The 17,065-nt window shown below is 49.6% G+C and carries 18 protein-coding genes and 1 tRNA gene; 8 read left to right on the forward strand and 11 right to left on the reverse strand.

The features are described from left to right. Window positions 1-6 precede the first annotated feature (6 nt). A complete protein-coding gene (nfi, locus tag H6F72_RS00565; protein WP_190431090.1) occupies window positions 7-666 on the reverse strand; it encodes a deoxyribonuclease V in 660 nt (219 codons plus the stop codon). Beyond that, the gene (locus H6F72_RS00570) at window positions 663-1,202 is read right to left on the reverse strand and encodes a pentapeptide repeat-containing protein (RefSeq protein WP_190431091.1); all 540 of its coding nucleotides are present in this window, start codon (window positions 1,200-1,202) and stop codon (window positions 663-665) included. Before H6F72_RS00570 ends, nfi begins: the two co-directional genes overlap by 4 nt. A 424-nt stretch (window positions 1,203-1,626) precedes the next feature. Here H6F72_RS00570 and H6F72_RS00575 point away from each other — a divergent pair, with 424 nt between their 5' ends. Then, window positions 1,627-3,168 (forward strand): SagB/ThcOx family dehydrogenase, encoded by a 1,542-nt coding sequence (locus H6F72_RS00575; RefSeq protein ID WP_190431092.1) that lies wholly within the window; start codon window positions 1,627-1,629, stop codon window positions 3,166-3,168. A gap of 20 nt (window positions 3,169-3,188) precedes the next feature. Here the strand turns inward: H6F72_RS00575 and H6F72_RS00580 are convergent, their stop codons facing one another. Beyond that, complete coding sequence (locus H6F72_RS00580) at window positions 3,189-3,899, reverse strand: DUF4397 domain-containing protein (RefSeq protein ID WP_190431093.1); 711 nt, start codon at window positions 3,897-3,899, stop codon at window positions 3,189-3,191. A gap of 257 nt (window positions 3,900-4,156) precedes the next feature. Between H6F72_RS00580 and H6F72_RS00585 the strand changes: the two genes are divergently transcribed. Both H6F72_RS00585 and H6F72_RS00590 read left to right on the forward strand, forming a co-directional pair. After that, window positions 4,157-5,371, forward strand: coding sequence for an acetamidase/formamidase family protein (locus H6F72_RS00585; RefSeq protein WP_190431094.1), 1,215 nt, complete (start codon window positions 4,157-4,159; stop codon window positions 5,369-5,371). A gap of 282 nt (window positions 5,372-5,653) precedes the next feature. Further along, complete coding sequence (locus H6F72_RS00590; protein ID WP_190431095.1) at window positions 5,654-6,763, forward strand: PAS domain-containing protein; 1,110 nt, start codon at window positions 5,654-5,656, stop codon at window positions 6,761-6,763. Window positions 6,764-6,841: 78 nt separating this feature from the next. Here the strand turns inward: H6F72_RS00590 and H6F72_RS00595 are convergent. Beyond that, window positions 6,842-6,914, reverse strand: a tRNA-Thr gene (locus tag H6F72_RS00595). 193 nt (window positions 6,915-7,107) lie between these two features. Here H6F72_RS00595 and H6F72_RS00600 point away from each other — a divergent pair. From H6F72_RS00600 to H6F72_RS00620, 5 genes are all read left to right on the forward strand, one after another. Next, entirely contained in the window at window positions 7,108-8,301 is a 1,194-nt protein-coding gene (locus tag H6F72_RS00600) for a sulfate ABC transporter substrate-binding protein (protein ID WP_190431096.1), read from the forward strand. 153 nt (window positions 8,302-8,454) lie between these two features. Further along, window positions 8,455-9,315 (forward strand): sulfate ABC transporter permease subunit CysT, encoded by an 861-nt coding sequence (cysT, locus tag H6F72_RS00605; protein WP_190431097.1) that lies wholly within the window; start codon window positions 8,455-8,457, stop codon window positions 9,313-9,315. Next, window positions 9,305-10,186, forward strand: coding sequence for a sulfate ABC transporter permease subunit CysW (gene cysW / locus H6F72_RS00610; RefSeq protein ID WP_190431098.1), 882 nt, complete (start codon window positions 9,305-9,307; stop codon window positions 10,184-10,186). Before cysT ends, cysW begins: the two co-directional genes overlap by 11 nt. Window positions 10,187-10,196: 10 nt before the next feature. Continuing rightward, window positions 10,197-10,562, forward strand: a complete 366-nt coding sequence (locus H6F72_RS00615) for an NIL domain-containing protein (protein WP_190431099.1) — start codon at window positions 10,197-10,199, stop codon at window positions 10,560-10,562. Further along, window positions 10,562-10,921, forward strand: a complete 360-nt coding sequence (locus H6F72_RS00620; RefSeq protein ID WP_242016719.1) for an NIL domain-containing protein — start codon at window positions 10,562-10,564, stop codon at window positions 10,919-10,921. Before H6F72_RS00615 ends, H6F72_RS00620 begins: the two co-directional genes overlap by 1 nt. Before the next feature lie 107 nt (window positions 10,922-11,028). On the opposite strand, the gene H6F72_RS00625 is transcribed toward H6F72_RS00620, so the two are convergent. The 7 genes from H6F72_RS00625 to H6F72_RS00655 all read right to left on the reverse strand — a co-directional run bounded on the left by H6F72_RS00625 (window position 11,029) and on the right by H6F72_RS00655 (window position 17,049). After that, the gene (locus H6F72_RS00625) at window positions 11,029-11,676 is read right to left on the reverse strand and encodes a response regulator transcription factor (protein WP_190431100.1); all 648 of its coding nucleotides are present in this window, start codon (window positions 11,674-11,676) and stop codon (window positions 11,029-11,031) included. A gap of 390 nt (window positions 11,677-12,066) precedes the next feature. Continuing rightward, on the reverse strand, window positions 12,067-12,585 hold the full coding sequence (locus H6F72_RS00630; protein ID WP_190431101.1) for a ferredoxin: 519 nt from the start codon (window positions 12,583-12,585) through the stop codon (window positions 12,067-12,069). Beyond that, on the reverse strand, window positions 12,582-12,863 hold the full coding sequence (gene minE, locus H6F72_RS00635; RefSeq protein WP_190431102.1) for a cell division topological specificity factor MinE: 282 nt from the start codon (window positions 12,861-12,863) through the stop codon (window positions 12,582-12,584). Before minE ends, H6F72_RS00630 begins: the two co-directional genes overlap by 4 nt. 113 nt (window positions 12,864-12,976) lie before the next feature. After that, the gene (minD, locus tag H6F72_RS00640; protein WP_190431103.1) at window positions 12,977-13,783 is read right to left on the reverse strand and encodes a septum site-determining protein MinD; all 807 of its coding nucleotides are present in this window, start codon (window positions 13,781-13,783) and stop codon (window positions 12,977-12,979) included. A 190-nt stretch (window positions 13,784-13,973) separates the two neighbouring features. Next, window positions 13,974-14,984, reverse strand: coding sequence for a septum site-determining protein MinC (gene minC / locus H6F72_RS00645; RefSeq protein ID WP_190431104.1), 1,011 nt, complete (start codon window positions 14,982-14,984; stop codon window positions 13,974-13,976). Window positions 14,985-15,073: 89 nt separating this feature from the next. Continuing rightward, on the reverse strand, window positions 15,074-16,399 hold the full coding sequence (locus tag H6F72_RS00650; protein WP_190431105.1) for a four-carbon acid sugar kinase family protein: 1,326 nt from the start codon (window positions 16,397-16,399) through the stop codon (window positions 15,074-15,076). A gap of 2 nt (window positions 16,400-16,401) precedes the next feature. Next, window positions 16,402-17,049 (reverse strand): hypothetical protein, encoded by a 648-nt coding sequence (locus H6F72_RS00655; RefSeq protein ID WP_190431106.1) that lies wholly within the window; start codon window positions 17,047-17,049, stop codon window positions 16,402-16,404. Between the last annotated feature and the right edge of the window lie 16 nt (window positions 17,050-17,065).

The raw sequence follows: 17,065 nt of genomic DNA on the forward strand, positions 1-17,065 counted from the left end.
AAATAGTTAACCGGATGCCAATTTGTGAGCATGGCGCGTGGTTTCGGGCAACCGCCACTTGGTGGTGCAGCGCATCACATAATCGATCGCAGTCAGCAGACTAATGCGATGCCCTAACGAAATGTAGAGAGGTTTAGTGCCAACACGGGTCCGCAGCACGGCTCCAACCGTTTCACCCCGATGCTGAAGCGGTTGCCAAGCACCCCGCTCTTCTGGCACCTCGTCATGTTTTCCGACTAGTAAAGACTTACCAACTCCGACCGCAGGCAAATTCACTAGTAGCCCCAAATGAGCGGCAATCCCCATCCGTCGAGGGTGAGCGATGCCATGACCATCACAGAGCAACAAGTCGGGGGGAGTGGCGATTTGTTCTAGCGCATCTAGGACAGCAGGAATTTCTCGGAAAGACAAAAAGCCTGGAATGTAAGGAAAGGTGGTGGGACGACGGGCGATCGCGTGTTCCACCAGTTGCAACTCCGGAAAACTTAAGACGGCGATCGCGGCACGAGTAATGGTTCCACCTTCCTCAAAGCCCACATCAACCCCAGCGACGCGCTGCACCGCTCCTAGTTGGTCTTCCTTGATGATGTCACCGCGCAATTGCTGCTGAATTATAGTGGCTTCTTCAGCGGTGGCGGGCCAAGGATGCTGTTGTTGGATCTTCATAGAGAATGACTGTCGCGATGACCATCGGGCAGAATAGTAGTGCGATCGATATAGGCTGTTTCTAAATCCACGAGCTGAGCGCGATAGAGGTTACAACCAGCGAGCTGGGCTGCTTGAAGTTTGGCCTTTTCTAGGTTGGTGCGGCTAAGATTTGCAGAGGATAAATTTGCCTGACTCAGATCGGCATTATACAAATCTGCCCCAGATAGGTCGGCCCCAGTCAAATTCGCCCCTTGCAAATTGGCATGGCGCAGATTCGCTCGCGATAGATTTGCCTTTTGTAGATTGGCTCCAGCTAAATCGGCTTGATAAAGCTGAATATTGCTCATTTCCGCTGCTGGTAACTGGGCTGCCTGTAAGTTGGCATAAGTGAGATTGGCGTAGGGAAGATGAGCGGTGGCTAGGTTGCTTCCTTGTAAATTGATGTTAGGTAGCTCAGCTTCAAATAGAAAAACTTCCCCGGCATCAATGTTACTAAAATCTCGTTGCCCTTCGGCATAGCAAGATAGTATTTCTTTGGCACTGACCCTCTGCATGGTAACCATTCCCGACAGTACCTTCGTCAAACTCTTTGCAGGATTGACGCGAGATACATAATGAGCATTTATACTTAACTTGTAATTAAAATGTAAAATAGTGTGACAAAAAATACTGTTGCTTTAACGCTTTTTTAAGAATCCCTGATTGCGATCGCACTTATTAACCTATCTACTTAACCTATTTACATCGAACCTCCAAGCTTGCTGCCATTGTTTTATCCTCCAACTGTGGCAGATTAAAACTTTAGCCACATCTGTCGCCTTGGGGATACTCTCGCTGTAGTCATGAACAGACTATGAATAGGGTGTAGGTATAGGATCAATTCAGGTGCCAAGCTGCGTTTCTGCGCAAACAGACACTTTAACCCTGAGAGATGTCAAGATCTAAATAGGGACGTAACTGCACTGCCCAGAAATCTCTATGCCAGAACTTCGAGTCTCGATTGCTCAGCACTACCACGAGCGGACCAAATATGATCCGCAAACCCTTGCCAGTAAAAGCCATCACTTGGATTGGGAGAGTCAGCCTGTTCCGTTTAAGGAATACAAGATCGGCACTACCTTTGATCTCAAGCCTTATTTAACTGACTCACAAGAAGTCTTGGCTGAAGATGCAGAGACTGCTTGGTGGCAACGATTGTCGCGCCTGCTATTTTGCAGCTACGGCTTAACAGGCATGATTCCCACAACCGGAAGTCCAGTTTATTTACGGGCTGCGCCTTCAGCGGGGGGTCTGTATCCGGCAGAAGTGTATTTAGTTTCCCGTGGGACCCCATTCCTACCCGCTGGGTTGTATAACTATCAGTCTAAAAGTCACTCGCTGTGGCATTTCTGGGACAGCAATGTTTGGCAGAAATTGCAATCGGCTTGCTTTTGGCACCCTATTTTAGATGACACGCAGATGGCTTTAGTCACGACTGCGGTGTTTGCTCGCTCGGCATGGCGCTATCAAGACCGCGCCTACCGACGCATTTTTTTGGATGCTGGGCACTTGCTGGGCAACATTGAGTTAGCCTGCGCTCTCAATGACTACCGACCGCATTTGATCGGTGGATTTGCTGACGAGGCGCTTAATCAGTTGCTCTACCTCGATCCGGACCAAGAAGGAGCGATCGCAGTGATTCCGGTGGCCGATTTGCTAGAAGTGCAAGAAAATTTGCCGCTTTCGGTAACAGCCTTACCTTCGGCGACTCAGACCGAGTATCCCAGTATTCCTGATGGAGAGTTGCTGAGCTATTTCCATCAAGCTACTCAGATTCAGCCAAACGCAGCCTTCAAAAAGATCCCCAAAATACCACCACGAGCCAATCGAGAGAAGGCTCAATCGGATCAATACAATTTTCCGTTTTGCCTAAAAGTTTCTACGCTGTCTCAGCCGATTGTTTGGGGAGAGAACTTAGGGGCTATGCAAGAGACCATGCTCCGCCGTCGTTCTACCCGCGCCTACAGCGGAGAGTCAATTACCCTAGCAGAACTGAAAGCATTACTGGACTTTACTTACCAGCCTGAGCACTATATTGAACAGGAATTGGATGGGTATCCAGACTATTTCGTTTTGAACTCGATTCAGACCTTTATTGCAGTTTCTGGTGTGATTGGCTTAGAAGAAGGCTGCTACTACTACGCCCCGCACTCTCAGGAATTACGACAAATCCGCTTCAAAAACTTCCGGCGAGAGTTGCATTACTTATGCTTGGGGCAAGATTTGGGTCGTGATGCCGCAGCAGTGGTGTTTCATACGGCGGACCTGAAGACTGCGGTGGCTCAATACGGCGATCGCGTCTACCGCTACCTCCACATGGATGCGGGACACTTGGGGCAAAAGCTTAACCTGGCTGGCATCCATCTGGGTTTGGGTGTCAGTGGCATTGGTGGCTTCTTTGATAATCAGGTGAATGAAGTGTTAGGCATTCCGGTGGATGAAGCCGTTCTCTATATCACCACCCTCGGTCGCCCCCGCTAGCTGTTGACTATTCTGGTTGCCTAATCTGAATGGCCACAGGCATCTTCGTATTGGTAGGTTTCAATGCGGACAGCACAGCGATCGTACTGCCAACGAGTTAGTCTGAGTGAGTTTGCTTGGGGGCTAATCACGACCACAGAAGCATAGTCAGGCCCAACGCCGAAGGTTTTGGTTGCAGAGTGACTCGGATTAGATTTAGCAGTTGTTTTCACTGTAACCAGACCGACTTTCGAGGGACTATCGAGCGCGATCGCTACATCCTTTTGTTCGCCCGATTGCAGCTCCAATCCTTTCGGCTGAGCTTGATTGATCGTCACTTGGACAGGCTCAGGCATGAGATTCACCAGTCTCACTGTAGGTTCAGGACGACTCAGCTTGTCATTCAGCACTAGCCCTTGGAGTACCTGGCCTTTCTGAAATAGAGCTACGGTATAAAACTGCTCAGCTTCTAAATTAAAGCTCTGTTTTGGCTGAGACTCTGGCTGGGACGAGACGGAATTGAGAGAGAGGGCGTACTTTCCCGCAGGAATACGTTGGGATGGAATGATTTGCTCTGGAGAGTAAGAGGCATGAATCGGTTGCTGGTTTAAGTGCAGCGTCTTCACAGTGGGTTTAGCATCCAGCAGCCAGTAGTTCACGTAAGCCAAGTTCTCAGCCTGGGATGGCATCGCTAGTCCCACCCCAGTTGCGAGGACTGATAACAGCATCCAGCCTTGATGATGAAGTGGCATTGCTGATTCTCCTAACCCTTAGTGATAAAGAACTGCTGATGAACGGCTCGCTAAAAAATCAAAGCAATTTCGTGTCAGTCTCTATGCGCTTTACCCTCAACGGCGCGAACTAATAACGCACTGATTTTTGCTAAAAATTGCCTGATTCAAGGACAATTTCGCTGATTTCTCAACAAGGGAATGTAGTGAAGGGTACAAATAATACGGATGAGTGAAGCTATGGTACGGCTGAAGTCGTCAAGTGAGGCGTGAGCGGGATGGTGAGGCAAAACCACACCTGGTTATTGGCTGGATTGGTTCTAGGCATTTGGAGTTCCAACTCTCCCGCTTGGGCAAAAGAGTATCTGCTCAAATCCACCCCAGAAACTGTGATTTGGGGACGTTTGTATGGCAAGACAGCTAAGCCTGCTCTACGCATTCGATCTGGAGACACTGTAACCATTGAGACCGTCTCCCACGAAGGCATTTTGGAAGATCAGTCCCAGGATGGTACTGCCGCTGGAGCGATCGAGTTCTTGACTCAGAAAGGAGTGCCCGAAAAAGAGATCCTGCAAGACCAATTAACTGTCCGAGCGAACGTCCCTCATGATGGCAAAGGGCCTCATGTCGTGACTGGGCCGATCTATGTCGAAGGAGCCATGCCCGGAGATGTCTTGCAAATTGAAACTCTCAAGATTGAGCACCGTGCCTCTTATGGGTTTGTGAGTAGCCGTAAGGGTAAAGGAGCGCTTCCCGGAGAATATCCTGTCGGGGACAAGGTCGCTGATAGCAAATACATCAAAATCGTGACTGATCCTCAAGCTGTTCAGGCGATTCTGAGAACGCGCAAAGGACAGACTGCTTCTCAGCTCCAGTACGCCAACTTCAAGCGAGAAGGAATTACTGGATTAGGAATCCTGAAACCTGACACGCCTGGTTCGCCTTCCTATGAGATTCCCTTAAAACCATTCATGGGGCTGATTGGTGTTGCGCCTGAAAATGATGCTGAAACCGTAAACTCTGTGCCTCCAGGCCGTTATGGTGGCAATATTGACCTGAATTTAATCACAGCGGGAACTACGCTATATCTCCCTGTGCAAGTTCCTGGTGCCCTGATGTATACTGGCGATCCTCACTGTGCTCAAGGAGATGGAGAGGTTGCTTTAACCGCGATCGAGTGTTCTCTAAAGCCAACATTTCGGATTACTCTCCGCAAAGATCTTGCAGCTAAAAAAACATTTACCGCACCGTTCCTAGAAACTCCGATCGCCTTTGTTCCGATTGGGCTGAATCAAGATTTGGATGAAGCGATGAAGGATGCAGTGCGTAAAAGCCTGACTTTTATTACAGAAGTTACACCCCTCAATGGGCAAGAAGCTTTACAACTGAGCAGTGCCGCAGTAGATTTTGAGGTCACTCAAGTTGTGGATATCGTCAAGGGAATTCATGGAGTGATCATGAAAGATCTGATCAAGGTGAATCGAATTAAATAACCCGCAGAGTCGCACCCCACGCTCCAGGGCCTAAATAGGAGCAAACAACTAACAGCAACCATTAAATCTGCTTTGAATATCCAACGTGACTGAGCTGGGATATTCAAAGCAGATTTATTTTGACTGATACCTAAAGAGTCTCACTTCAACTACCCACACTTCAGCCTCCAGAACTATCTCTGAAAAGCCGAGCGACTTTAGATCAGGCTATCGCTAGATGTATGAAGGGCATCTTCTAACAAATGCTACTGATATACGACTGGCCTGGAACGGAGGAATAATTTGGATCTTGAGACAGTATTGGAATATACGTCTGATGCAGTTACCGAACTAGATAAAGACTGGAACTATACCTGCGTTAACTATAGTGCGGAACTTCTGCTGCGACGTAAACGAGCTGAGTTGTTGGGTCACTCTCTATGGGAGGTTTTTCCCGAACTGCTCAATACACCAGCAGAAGCAGAACTAAGACGCGCCATCACAGGTTCTATTGCTGTCAAATTTGAGTTGTTTCTTCCAGGGTTGTATGCGTGGCACGAAGTGCGGGCTGTCCCCACTGAACAGGGGTTAATCCTATTCAGCCGCGACATCTCAGATCGCATTCGTGTGCTCCGAGAGGAAGCAGTACGGGCGGAAATTCGGAATATGCTTGAATATGCCCCCGTACCTATCTGCATTATGCGAGGGCAAGAGCATCGAATTGAGATCCATAACCGCAGCTTCCAGCAACTAATTGGCGATCGCAATTTTGAAGGTCTGACGATGCGAAATGCCTTTCGGGAACTAGAAGCACAGGGCTTCTTTGAGCTGCTAGATCAGGTATATGCCACCGGCGAGACCTACGAGGGCAAGGAATTGCTAGTCCGCTACGATCGCCATGGTACCGGGGAAATGTATGAGGGTTATTTCAATGTCATTTACCAGCCCCTCTTAGATACCACTGGGCAAGTCTGCGGGATTTTAAGCCTGAATATTGAGGTGACCAAAGAAGTGCTGGAACGGCAGCGTGTTGCCCGGATTGCCACAGAGCGAGATGCCATTCTGCAACAACTGATTGAGGGAGTCATTGTCACAGATGCCGAGGGACGTATCACCTTTGTCAACGAGGCAGCCTCTCGGCTCCACGGAGTTGCCAAGTTAGATGTGCTGCCTGAAGGCTATACCGATACGTATCACCTTTATACAGTGGATGGTAAACCCTACCCTCCAGCAGAACTCCCCCTGAGCCGCGCTGCACTGCGAGACGAGATCGTGACTGAAGCTCGCTGGCGCATCCGGCGACTGGATGGGACGGAGGTGCTGGTAGAAGGGAATGCCCGCCCCATTTATGATGAGCAGAGTAGAAAGATTGCCGCAGTACTCACTCTTCGGGAATTAGCGGCTAAATCCTGAAATGCTACTTAATCGGGACTGCTTGATGCAGGCGATCGCGGTTAAGCAATAGCATGCTAAAAATATTTCTAGTTTAAAAGCTGGTGACAAGACTCGAACTTGCGACCGGCTGATTACAAATCAGCTGCTCTACCAACTGAGCTACACCAGCGCATTGGCTAAAAATCAGTATATCAAATTCTGCAACACTCCTCACTCCAAATTTAATTGAATTAAAAATCAGCGATCGCTTCATCCCCTGACAATTTATTTGCGTTTTTGCAAATCTCTCGGTACTATCTATGTTCAGATGGAAATCCGGTATCCCGACCGACTAACTGGGGTTTGAAAGGAGATTAAAGGTTATGGGTCTGTGGCAACGTGGCTCGAAACGACGAGAGGAGCCAGCTCAACGGGTAATTAGTAATGCACTCAAGTTCTGGACCAACATACTGCGTTGCTGCGGCCCGCAAATGTTCAATGGGTTGAAATTCAGTTCCCTGAGAGGCTTTGTCTCACTGTTCCTAGTCGGCATGACTTTGAGTGTAACGATCGCCGCTTGCTCTGGCGATGGTGGCAACACTACTACTGCTAGCTCTCCAGGTGCTACAGGTGGGAGTGCTGCCAAAAAAGAAGTTGAACTGACTCTAGTTTCTTTTGCTGTCACCAAATCAGCTCACGACAAGATTATTCCTAAGTTTGTGCAGAAGTGGCAGCAAGAGCACAACCAAACTGTGGTTTTCAAGCCCAGCTACGGTGGCTCTGGCTCCCAAACCCGCGCTGTCATCGATGGTTTGGAGGCAGACGTGGTGCATTTAGCCCTCGGCTTTGATGTGCAAAAGATTGAAAAGGCTGGACTAATCGAGGCGGGTTGGGACAAAGAAGCTCCTAACGATGCTGTGGCTAGCCGTTCTGTCGCCGCGATCGTCACTCGCGAAGGCAATCCCAAAGGCATTAAGGATTGGACAGATCTCGGTAAGGATGGCATAAGCTTCATCACCGCTGACCCTAAAACTTCCGGTGGTGCCCGTTGGAACTTCTTGGCGCTGTGGAATGCTGCTGTGAAGTCAGGTGCGGATGATGCCAAAGCCCAAGAATTTGTAGCTAAAGCCTACAAAAATGTGCCCGTTCTGCCCAGAGATGCGCGGGAAGCCAGTGACATCTTTTTCAAGCAGGGCCAAGGAGATGCCTTGATCAACTATGAGAACGAAATTCTCTTAGCCGCTGAAAACGGCGAAAAACTTCCCTTCGTCATCCCCGCAGTCAACGTCTCGATTGACAACCCAGTGGCTGTAGTCGACAAGAACGTAGACAAGCATGGTACTCGCGAAGTTGCAGAAGCTTTTGTGCAGTATCTCTTCTCTCCAGAAGCCCAGCAAGAATTTGCCAATACAGGTTTCCGTCTGAGCGACCTCAATGGTGCCCAAGCGAAATCTCTGGAAAGCAAGTATCCCCAAGTGAAAGATTTGGCCACTGTAAAAGATTACGGCGGCTGGAGTGAAGTCCAGAAGAAATTCTTTGATGATGGTGCTATCTTCGACCAGATTCAAGGCAAATAGGTAGTAGTCACTCGCTGACTCTCCTCTTTGTGCGGGCGATCGGGGCAGGCTTTTGGGATACTTGATGAGTTCAAGATCAACGGCTAAAAGCATCTGCCCCGATTTATTTTTGATCTCCTAGCTTGACCTAGGCTGCTGTCTTTAAATTGCTTTATGGCTGTCTCAACTATTTCTCCATCTGCTTCCCCTCAACCCAAAAATCCGGTTCAACGGCTCTTAGGGTTGTCTTGGCCTTGGCGGATCACGCTGGGGTATCTCACAATTATGCTGTTGTTGCCTGTGGCAGCGCTGATTGCTAAGGCAAGTACCGAAAAACCTGCTGACTTCTGGCGAATTGCGACTAGCCCTGTCGCCTTGGCTACCTATAACGTCACCTTTGTCACAGCTTTGATTGCGGCCCTGATCAATGCCGTTTTTGGGGTTTTAATTTCCTGGGTTTTGGTTCGCTACGACTTTCCCTTCAAACGCATCATTGATGCCGCGATCGATTTACCCTTTGCCTTGCCTACCTCAGTAGCAGGTTTGACTCTAGCCACAGTTTATAGCGACAACGGCTGGATCGGTTCTTTGCTAGCGCCTTTTGGCATTAAGGTCGCCTTTACTCGATTGGGGGTAGCGGTGGCAATGATCTTTATCTCCCTACCGTTTGTGGTGCGGACTCTCCAGCCTGTATTGCAGGATATGGAGAAAGAAGTAGAAGAAGCTTCTTGGTCTTTAGGCGCTTCTCAGTTCCAAACATTCCGGCGGGTGGTATTGCCCCCCTTGATGCCAGCGATTTTGACTGGCGTGGCGTTGGGCTTCTCCCGAGCGGTCGGTGAGTATGGGTCTGTGGTCATTGTGGCTTCTAACGTCCCGTTCAAAGACTTGATTGCCTCCGTGCTGATTATTCAACGCCTGGAGCAATACGACTATTCGGGTGCCACTGTGATTGGCACAGTTCTGTTGGGCATTTCGCTTCTAATTCTTTTGGCAATTAATCTATTGCAAGCTTGGGGACGGCGGTATGAGCTCTAGTTTGGCAGGTAAATCCTTTAATCCTGAAATCTCCCAGCCGAAAGCTCCAACTCCGACTCAGCAAAGAACTTGGGTGAAGGGAGTTTTGATTGGCATTGCGCTCTTTTACTTAGCGTTGGTCTTGTTTATTCCCGCTTTCAACGTCTTCGTGCAAGCGTTTAAGGATGGAGTAGGGCCGTTTTTAGGCAACTTGACGGAGCGCAATTTCCTCCATGCTGCCAAGCTCACGCTTTTAATTGCGCTGATTGTCGTGCCCATCAATACGGTGTTTGGGCTTTGTGCGGCTTGGGTGATTGCCCGCAACCAGTTTCGGGGACGCACTTTTCTCATTAGCTTGCTGGATGTGCCCTTTGCGGTTTCTCCAGTCGTAGCGGGCTTGATGATTGTGTTGCTCTACGGACGCAATGGCTGGTTTGGCTCTTGGCTAGAATCGGGCAATATCAAAATTATTTTCGCCATGCCTGCGATGGTGCTAGCCAGTGCCTTTATTACCCTGCCTTTTGTCGCTCGTGAAGTGATTCCAGTTCTGGAAGAGGCAGGCAGTGACCAAGAGGAAGCAGGCAGAACTTTAGGCGCTAATGATTGGCAGATTTTCTGGCGAGTCACGATTCCTAATATTCGCTGGGGCTTGCTTTACGGCGTGATTTTGACCAATGCCAGAGTCATGGGCGAGTTTGGGGCGGTTTCTGTGGTGTCGGGCAACATTGCTGGCCAAACTCAAACCCTGCCCCTGTTTGTGGAAGAAGCGTATAAGCAATACGCTACGCAATCGGCCTTTTCTGCGGCAGTTTTGCTCGCTTTTCTGGCGGTTGTGACTTTGATACTGAAGGAAATTTTGGAACGTAAAACCAAAATCAAAGATATTGAATAGGAGGCAGATCATGTTGACAGATGACAGCGATCGCTATGCTCCCCTAAATCGCGAAAACCAAGAAGCCACGGCTCTTGACGCATCCCAGCCATCGGGACAGGACTCTGCTGCGGATCATAGATACACTCAAACCCGCATTAGAATTCGTATCCCCAAGAACTACCATCAAGAACCTGTGATTTCTCGCTTAATCTCTCAGCATGGCCTCACGGTCAACATTACAGCAGCTCTGCTGGGGGCGAACGCGCGAGATGATGGCTGGTTTGACCTAGAACTTCAAGGCACCGCTGCCCAAATTGACAGTGCCTTGCTCTACTTAAATGAGCTAGACCTGGAAATTTGGCATGATTCGAGTGCTCAAGAGGATGGGTGGTAATGCGGGCACCCATGCTGGAGCAAGAGCAATCTAGCGGGATCGGGAAACCCCAGACAGTGCTCGGTGCTAGGCGATCGCGTCTGCCTCGATGCACTGAAAGCGCAACCCAAGTTCGCATCAAATTGCGGATTCCAGCCCAACGTCGTCAAGAACCAATTATTTCTCACCTGACAGCCCAGCATGGCCTCAGCGTTAACATTACTGCGGCTCGACTCAGCCCCAACCCTCAAGAAGATGGCTGGTTCGACCTAGAACTGCGGGGGACTCCTCAGCAACTTCAGCAAGCGTTAGCCTATCTGCAATCCCTGAACATCACAATTTGGGGTAAACCCAATCCAGATGGAGACGGTTGGTTGTGAGGGATAGGAACTAGGAGACAGGAGACAAAAAAGCAGGGTAGAACTGAAATCAATTCGTTCTACCCTGCTTTTTTGCTTTTACTCTTCAGTGTGGTTGAGAACCACCACTAAGCCATATTGTTCTCGATCGCCCAGCGTGCTAACTCTGTGCGGTTGTGTAAACCTGTTTTGCCCAGCATGTTGCTGACGTGGCTTTCAATCGTCCGTTGACTAACATTTAATTCGTCAGCGATTTCCCGATTGGCCATCCCACGGGCCACAAACTGCACTACCTTTAACTCGGTTGGAGTCAGCTCGACATCAAAGGGTACCTGGATTTTGGGGCCATTATCCACGCCCTTGGTTTGATGCTGCATCATCCGGGATGCTTGCTTCAGCGAGGACTCCACCTGAGCCACCAATTCCTCAGGCTCAAAGGGCTTGACCATGTAGACATCGGCTCCGGTGTTTAACCCTTTGACGCGGTCTTGGCTTTGTCCCTTGGCTGATAAGAATAGAACTGGAATCCAGCTAGTGCGAGAGTCCTCCCTCACATGCTTTACGAGTGAATAGCCGTCCATCTCTGGCATCATCACATCGCAAATAATCATGTCTGGAATATCTTGCTCCAGAATTTCTAGCGCTTCACGGCCATTTTCTGCTGTTACTACTTCATACCCGCGGAATTCCAGGTAATCCTTGACTAACAGAATTAAATTAGGGTCGTCATCAATTAGCAGTAGCCGTTTATGATCTCCCACGCTCGCTTCCTTCATGCTTTGTCACTCGCCATGCCTGGATTAATTAAAGTTTGTAGATAGAACTTTTTGTATTGTTGTCACATTCTACTAGACCTGTCACTGTCTGCTACGTATCCCTTCATTAATATAGTGCCTGATCAGGAATTGACAGTTAGTCTAGTAGGTTGCTGACTTCATCAATTATTTACCTACTTTAAGAATGGCAGGTGATTTTGGCAGCAGACTTAACAAGTTTTTTCATTATCAAAGTATCGTTGGCAAAATAGGCTTAATTCGAGTTGATTAGTATTTTTTAACAAGAGTAGCCATCGGTGCTTTGAAGCGAGAAATAACCTTAGGTTCGCTTAATCGTTAAGCCATGATGCTGGCGTTTTTTCCTCTACACAAAGTTAGAGCTGCGATCGCTCAATCATGCGTTACTGCCAGGGTTTCAGTGGCTGAATCGTCAACTTTTAGGTCGATTGTAGCGGTGGTTTCGGACGAATTCGGCAACGGATGAGTCAAAAAAGCAAATTCTGACACAATTTGATTGCCAATCAAGTGTTCTTGAATAATGCGCTCAATCACTTCTGGAGTCGCACTGTGATACCAAACTCCATCCGGATATACGACTAAGATGGGGCCTTGCTGACAAACGCGCAGGCAGTTGGCTTTAGTCCGAAAAACGTATGGAGATGCGGCAGCGCCTGAATCTGCGATCGCCTCCTTAGAAATCGCCCCAGTCGCAGCAGGAGGGGTGTCGAGCTTCAGTTCCTTCAAGCGCCGCTTGAGATAGTCCCAGGATGCTAAGCTCAATTGCTTGTCGCAGCACTTGGGCACCGTCTGGTCGGCGCAGATAAAGACATGCCGCTGGATTTGATCGAGCTTTAGGGCTTGAGCACAACTGGCAAGAGAGTTGCAATCAGAAGAAGCGCTAGCACTCATGACTCCTCAGGCTCTTGCCGGACGCGACGGATAGGCAAGTTCGCAATCAGAGCCGTGACTCGTTCATTGTTAGCTAGAGAAAATTCCAGACCCTCAGCGTCAATCTCAACGTAACGAGAGACCACGTCTAAAATTTCTCGCCGCATTTGATCCATCGACTCAGGGCTGAGGTCAGCGCGATCGTGAGCCAAAACAAATTGCAGACGGCGCTTCACTTCTTGGCGGCTACTTTCGTTGCCTGGACGGGGAAATAAGCGTTCTAACAGTTCATTGATCATGGAGCTTGGGGAGGGTCAAGAGTCTGGCAAAAGCATGGAATAGAAAGAGAGGCTAAAGGCTAGCGATGCGGTAAATGCAATCTGAGTAAAAGCCTTGACCTAGGAAAAGCGGTTTAGAGAATCTTGGTGGAAAAAAATCTACGAATGCGGGAGAAAACGCTGCCGTTGTTAGGGGTGAGGTCTAAAAACTCTACAGTTTCGCCTTCTAAGCGGCGGGCAATATTACTGAAAGCAGTGCCTGCGGTCGAAGGAGTCTCGGATAAAACTAAGGGTTCCCCTCGGTTGGTGGAAACGATCACCCGTTCGTCGTCAGGAATAATACCGATGAGAGGAATGGCCAGAATTTCTTGCACGTCTTGCACTGACATCATGTCATTGACCTGCACCATCGCAGGCTTGAGGCGATTGACGATCAGACGAATTTTCTTGACGTTATTGGCTTCTAGCAAACCCACGACTCGATCTGCGTCTCGGACTGCGGCGATTTCTGGGGTGGTGACGATCAAAGCTTCTTGAGCAGCGGCGATCGCATTCTGGAAGCCCATCTCAATCCCAGCAGGGCTATCCACTAGAACGTAATCGTAAGCTTTAGCTAAGGCGCTAACCACCTGCTTCATCTGGTCGGGACTGACTGCGTCCTTGGTGCGGTTTTGGGCAGCGGGTAACAAGGCGAGACGGCTTTGGCGCTTATCTTTCACTAGCGCTTGCTCTAGCCGACATTCACCCGCCAACACTTCCACCGCTGTATAAACGATGCGATTTTCTAGGCCTAACAGCAAATCTAAATTTCTCAGGCCAAAATCTGCGTCCACAACCACAACTTTGCGACCTCGTTGAGCCAGGGCCATGCCCAAGTTGGCTGTGGTGGTGGTTTTGCCCACCCCTCCTTTTCCAGATGTAACAACAATAACGCGACTCATGAGGTGGTTAGACGAATGAACTTTACTTCAACTTTCAATTAACTTTAACTTAAACCGCATTTTCACCGAAATTAATTCAGCGAGACTTATTAATCGTCTGCGATCGCCGCTTCCAATGCACCAGAACCAATATCGGTGAAACTGACGCAGAACCTAGAATTCTTCATTCAACCATTCTCCCGTCAAAATGTCAGGAGTTTTGGCCTGACTGGATAGAGATCAGCAGTTGAGTTTTAGCGAAATCGGCAGAGCGGGCGATCCGTATTCCTTCGCTGGTAACATAAGCCACTTCTGGGTAGTACTGCGCAGGTGGCTTTTCAGGAGCGCGAGCTAAAGACTCAGCAATCCGCAGTTGGGTCGGCTCCATTTGCAGCGCCATAATTCGACACTGGGTATTCCCACTCGCGCCCGCATGCGCCACACCCCGCAACCGCCCCCAAACCAAAATATCGCCGTCTGCAATCAGAGAACTGCCAGGGTTGATGTCTCCGAGCACCACAATCGTACCGGGATGGCGAATCTCGACCCCAGAACGCACCGTGGTCTGAATGTAGAGCGGATCAGCTAAGGCGGGCGGTGGAGTAGCAGTCGGTTGGCTGAGGTGAGCCACAGGAGCTTGTTGCTCAACTGAGTAGCCTGCGGTGGCTGCGGCAACAGCAGTTTGACGACGGCTTGTGGAGACCCGCTTGAGTTGCAGTTGCACTTCCAAGAGGGCATCGGCGATCGCCTGGAGTTGTCGCCCATCCAATAAGCGATCTCGTGCTATCAAATGCACAACGGTTCCGGGTTGCCAAAAGCGATCGCCTCCCGATAAGCGTTGCTTGAGTTGTTGCCACAAGTCCGCCCAAGTTAGCGCAGTCGGGGAAGGCGGATCTGTCGTTTCCGTTTCGGGAGGCAACATCAAAAGTAATTGCCCCTCTTCACTCTTAAACCGCACCTGGAGGTCTTTGATCAGAGGTTGTTCTGGAGAAGCTGACTCTCCGGGCTGAGCAGCCGCATCGGGAGCGGCATCAGGAACTGCGCCACCAGCCGTAACAGAACTTTCCGCAGCAGACTCGGCAGGTGCCGTTGGATTGAGAGGTGGCGCTGTACTTGTGGTTGTGGCTCCGGCAGATGCAGGGTTAGGAGTTACAACTGCGTTGCTTTGAGTGGGGGCAGCAGATGGAGCAGCAATAGGATTGTTGGAAGAATCAGAGGTCATGCGAAACGTGCCTAAGCGGTTAGAACCTGAAACGATTCTGGGAGACTTTGCAGATTCATTTCTCCTCATGGAGAGGGTAGGACTGTATTTTAACTAGGTTTGTTGAGCCGACGATAAACCGTAGCTAACCCATCGGCATCCCCCACATTGCCAGGAAACAGCACCACAGGCAAGTTGGGGAAGAGAGGATGGTTGGCGGGAGTGCAAACCATTGAGCAGCCTGCCAGAACTTGGCCTAAGAGTCGAGCAGTAGGCAAGTTTAAGCCTGTGCTCAGCACATCGTTGGAGGTAATGCCTCCTTTACTAATGAGAAAACCAATCTCGCGGGGTAATCCGCGCACGACATCCATTAGCAACGCTGAAACGGCTGTACCAAAGTCTAGGCGTACCTGCACATCTTCAAAGGTGAGTTCTTGGCGACTGGTGTAAACCACGGGCGTTTTTCCAGCATCATGAGCCTCACGGACTGCTTGCAACGTTTCGTCTAAGAGAGCAGCACGACTTCCCGCATCACCATCTTTTAACCGCGCCACCGTCACCTCAACCCCCACAACCCCTGGTTCTTGCAGCAGGCGTTCTAGCTGTTCCGTGGTTTTCTTGACGTGAGAACCCACAATCACTGCCCCCGGTTTGCCATCTCTGGCGTACTGGGCCATATCTTCTGGCGCAGTGGGTTGGGGAGGTAGGGCAGCTAGCGCGGTAAGCAAACTGGCCGCACTGCGAAACAAGAACCGCTTTCCTTCGGCCGCTACTGCCAAAATATCAGCTGCAAAGTGATTTAAGTCGGCTTGGTTTTCCGCATCGACTACGCCGCATTGATTGTGGTTGAGTTGCAGCAAGCGATCGCGCACCCCAGCTTGAATGTCAGCCGTGAGGAAGCGCTCAACTTGATCAGCAGTAATACGCCCTTGAGTTTTCTCCTCCACATAATCAGGCAGGTAGCTGTGGTGGTAAGCAAACACAGAGTCATGGGCAAATTCGGTTTCATGCACTGGAGTTGGCACCCCATTCACCACCAAATAATGGACGCTGTCTCGCGTGAATCGCCCACCCTCAAAGAAAGCAGGGACGAGAAAGTGAGCGTCAAACGGACCCAACTCCTCCGCGATCGCATCGGTTTCGACGGGGTAGTGACCACGTAGCGTGGAGTCAGAGCGACTAACAATTAGAAAATCTTGGATGGATTCGAGGGCGATCGCTTGCTTTAAGTTCTGGCAAGCTTCCCGCGTCACGATTGTGGCTTCTTCGGGTGACAAGGCACGAGTATTGGTCAAAACAAAAAAGATGGGAGACTCATCAGCTAACCCGACTCGCAGCGTCTCTACATCCCAGCGAGTCAGGAGCAGACAGCTATGCACGGTCTGTGAACCCGTGGGGTCGTCATCTAGAACAATAATTTTGGGCTTGGTAGTCATGCTTAACTGAATCGCTGATTTTGCAACTTTTTCATTTCTGCTTGCACATCGACTGCGATGTCCAATGCCTGATTCAGCAATCGTCCATGCTCGCTGGCTTGATCATTAACTTGTAAAGTCGCTAGAGCTGTCAAGTTATTGTCAAATAAATCCGAATGGCGAGCAATGAAGCGTTGATTTGTTCGCAAAATCCTTTCCGTTTTCAGCGCCCGAACTAAATCAGCTCTGGTGAGCGCCAAAGCCTCAATTACCTGCTCACGATTGTTCAGAGCTACTTCTGAGTTACCTGCCGCTTCAATTTGATCATTAATGTCAATCGCTTTGATCACCGCGTTGTAGCGATCGACATCCATCACCAGATTAATTAGATGACGATTTTTCTGACTAAAGAGAATCGTCTGCACATCATCTACAATCAGCCCTACCACCGCACTGAGATGCAACGCGATTAGCAGAAAAGTGTGGTTGGCAAAGTTTAGGGCTAAAACCCAATAGCTGAGACCGAGGAGGGCGATCGCGAGTAGAGTCCTGAGAATTTCCCAGCTCACTTGCCTTCTGGTAGGAGGAATCAGCAAGTCACCGCGACGCATCCCACTCAGCCGTCGTAGCTCGCCTTTAGTAATCTCCAAGCTCTGTAAATCCGATCGCATCAGTCGATGCTCCTCG

The organism is Trichocoleus sp. FACHB-46 (assembly GCF_014695385.1).
Lineage (GTDB): Bacteria > Cyanobacteriota > Cyanobacteriia > FACHB-46 > FACHB-46 > Trichocoleus.

What these genes read in the sequence shown, in the direction of transcription:
- H6F72_RS00570 (WP_190431091.1), bottom strand. Translation starts at nt 1,202, where the DNA reads ATGCAGAGGGTCAGTGCCAAAGAAATACTATCTTGCTATGCCGAAGGG.
- H6F72_RS00650 (WP_190431105.1), bottom strand. Translation starts at nt 16,399, where the DNA reads ATGACTACCAAGCCCAAAATTATTGTTCTAGATGACGACCCCACGGGT.
- cysT (WP_190431097.1), top strand. Translation starts at nt 8,455, where the DNA reads ATGGCTGTCTCAACTATTTCTCCATCTGCTTCCCCTCAACCCAAAAAT.
- minC (WP_190431104.1), bottom strand. Translation starts at nt 14,984, where the DNA reads ATGACCTCTGATTCTTCCAACAATCCTATTGCTGCTCCATCTGCTGCC.
- H6F72_RS00600 (WP_190431096.1), top strand. Translation starts at nt 7,108, where the DNA reads ATGGGTCTGTGGCAACGTGGCTCGAAACGACGAGAGGAGCCAGCTCAA.
- H6F72_RS00625 (WP_190431100.1), bottom strand. Translation starts at nt 11,676, where the DNA reads ATGAAGGAAGCGAGCGTGGGAGATCATAAACGGCTACTGCTAATTGAT.
- nfi (WP_190431090.1), bottom strand. Translation starts at nt 666, where the DNA reads ATGAAGATCCAACAACAGCATCCTTGGCCCGCCACCGCTGAAGAAGCC.
- minD (WP_190431103.1), bottom strand. Translation starts at nt 13,783, where the DNA reads ATGAGTCGCGTTATTGTTGTTACATCTGGAAAAGGAGGGGTGGGCAAA.
- H6F72_RS00585 (WP_190431094.1), top strand. Translation starts at nt 4,157, where the DNA reads ATGGTGAGGCAAAACCACACCTGGTTATTGGCTGGATTGGTTCTAGGC.
- minE (WP_190431102.1), bottom strand. Translation starts at nt 12,863, where the DNA reads ATGATCAATGAACTGTTAGAACGCTTATTTCCCCGTCCAGGCAACGAA.
- cysW (WP_190431098.1), top strand. Translation starts at nt 9,305, where the DNA reads ATGAGCTCTAGTTTGGCAGGTAAATCCTTTAATCCTGAAATCTCCCAG.
- H6F72_RS00655 (WP_190431106.1), bottom strand. Translation starts at nt 17,049, where the DNA reads ATGCGATCGGATTTACAGAGCTTGGAGATTACTAAAGGCGAGCTACGA.
- H6F72_RS00630 (WP_190431101.1), bottom strand. Translation starts at nt 12,585, where the DNA reads ATGAGTGCTAGCGCTTCTTCTGATTGCAACTCTCTTGCCAGTTGTGCT.
- H6F72_RS00575 (WP_190431092.1), top strand. Translation starts at nt 1,627, where the DNA reads ATGCCAGAACTTCGAGTCTCGATTGCTCAGCACTACCACGAGCGGACC.
- H6F72_RS00615 (WP_190431099.1), top strand. Translation starts at nt 10,197, where the DNA reads ATGTTGACAGATGACAGCGATCGCTATGCTCCCCTAAATCGCGAAAAC.
- H6F72_RS00580 (WP_190431093.1), bottom strand. Translation starts at nt 3,899, where the DNA reads ATGCCACTTCATCATCAAGGCTGGATGCTGTTATCAGTCCTCGCAACT.
- H6F72_RS00620 (WP_242016719.1), top strand. Translation starts at nt 10,562, where the DNA reads ATGCGGGCACCCATGCTGGAGCAAGAGCAATCTAGCGGGATCGGGAAA.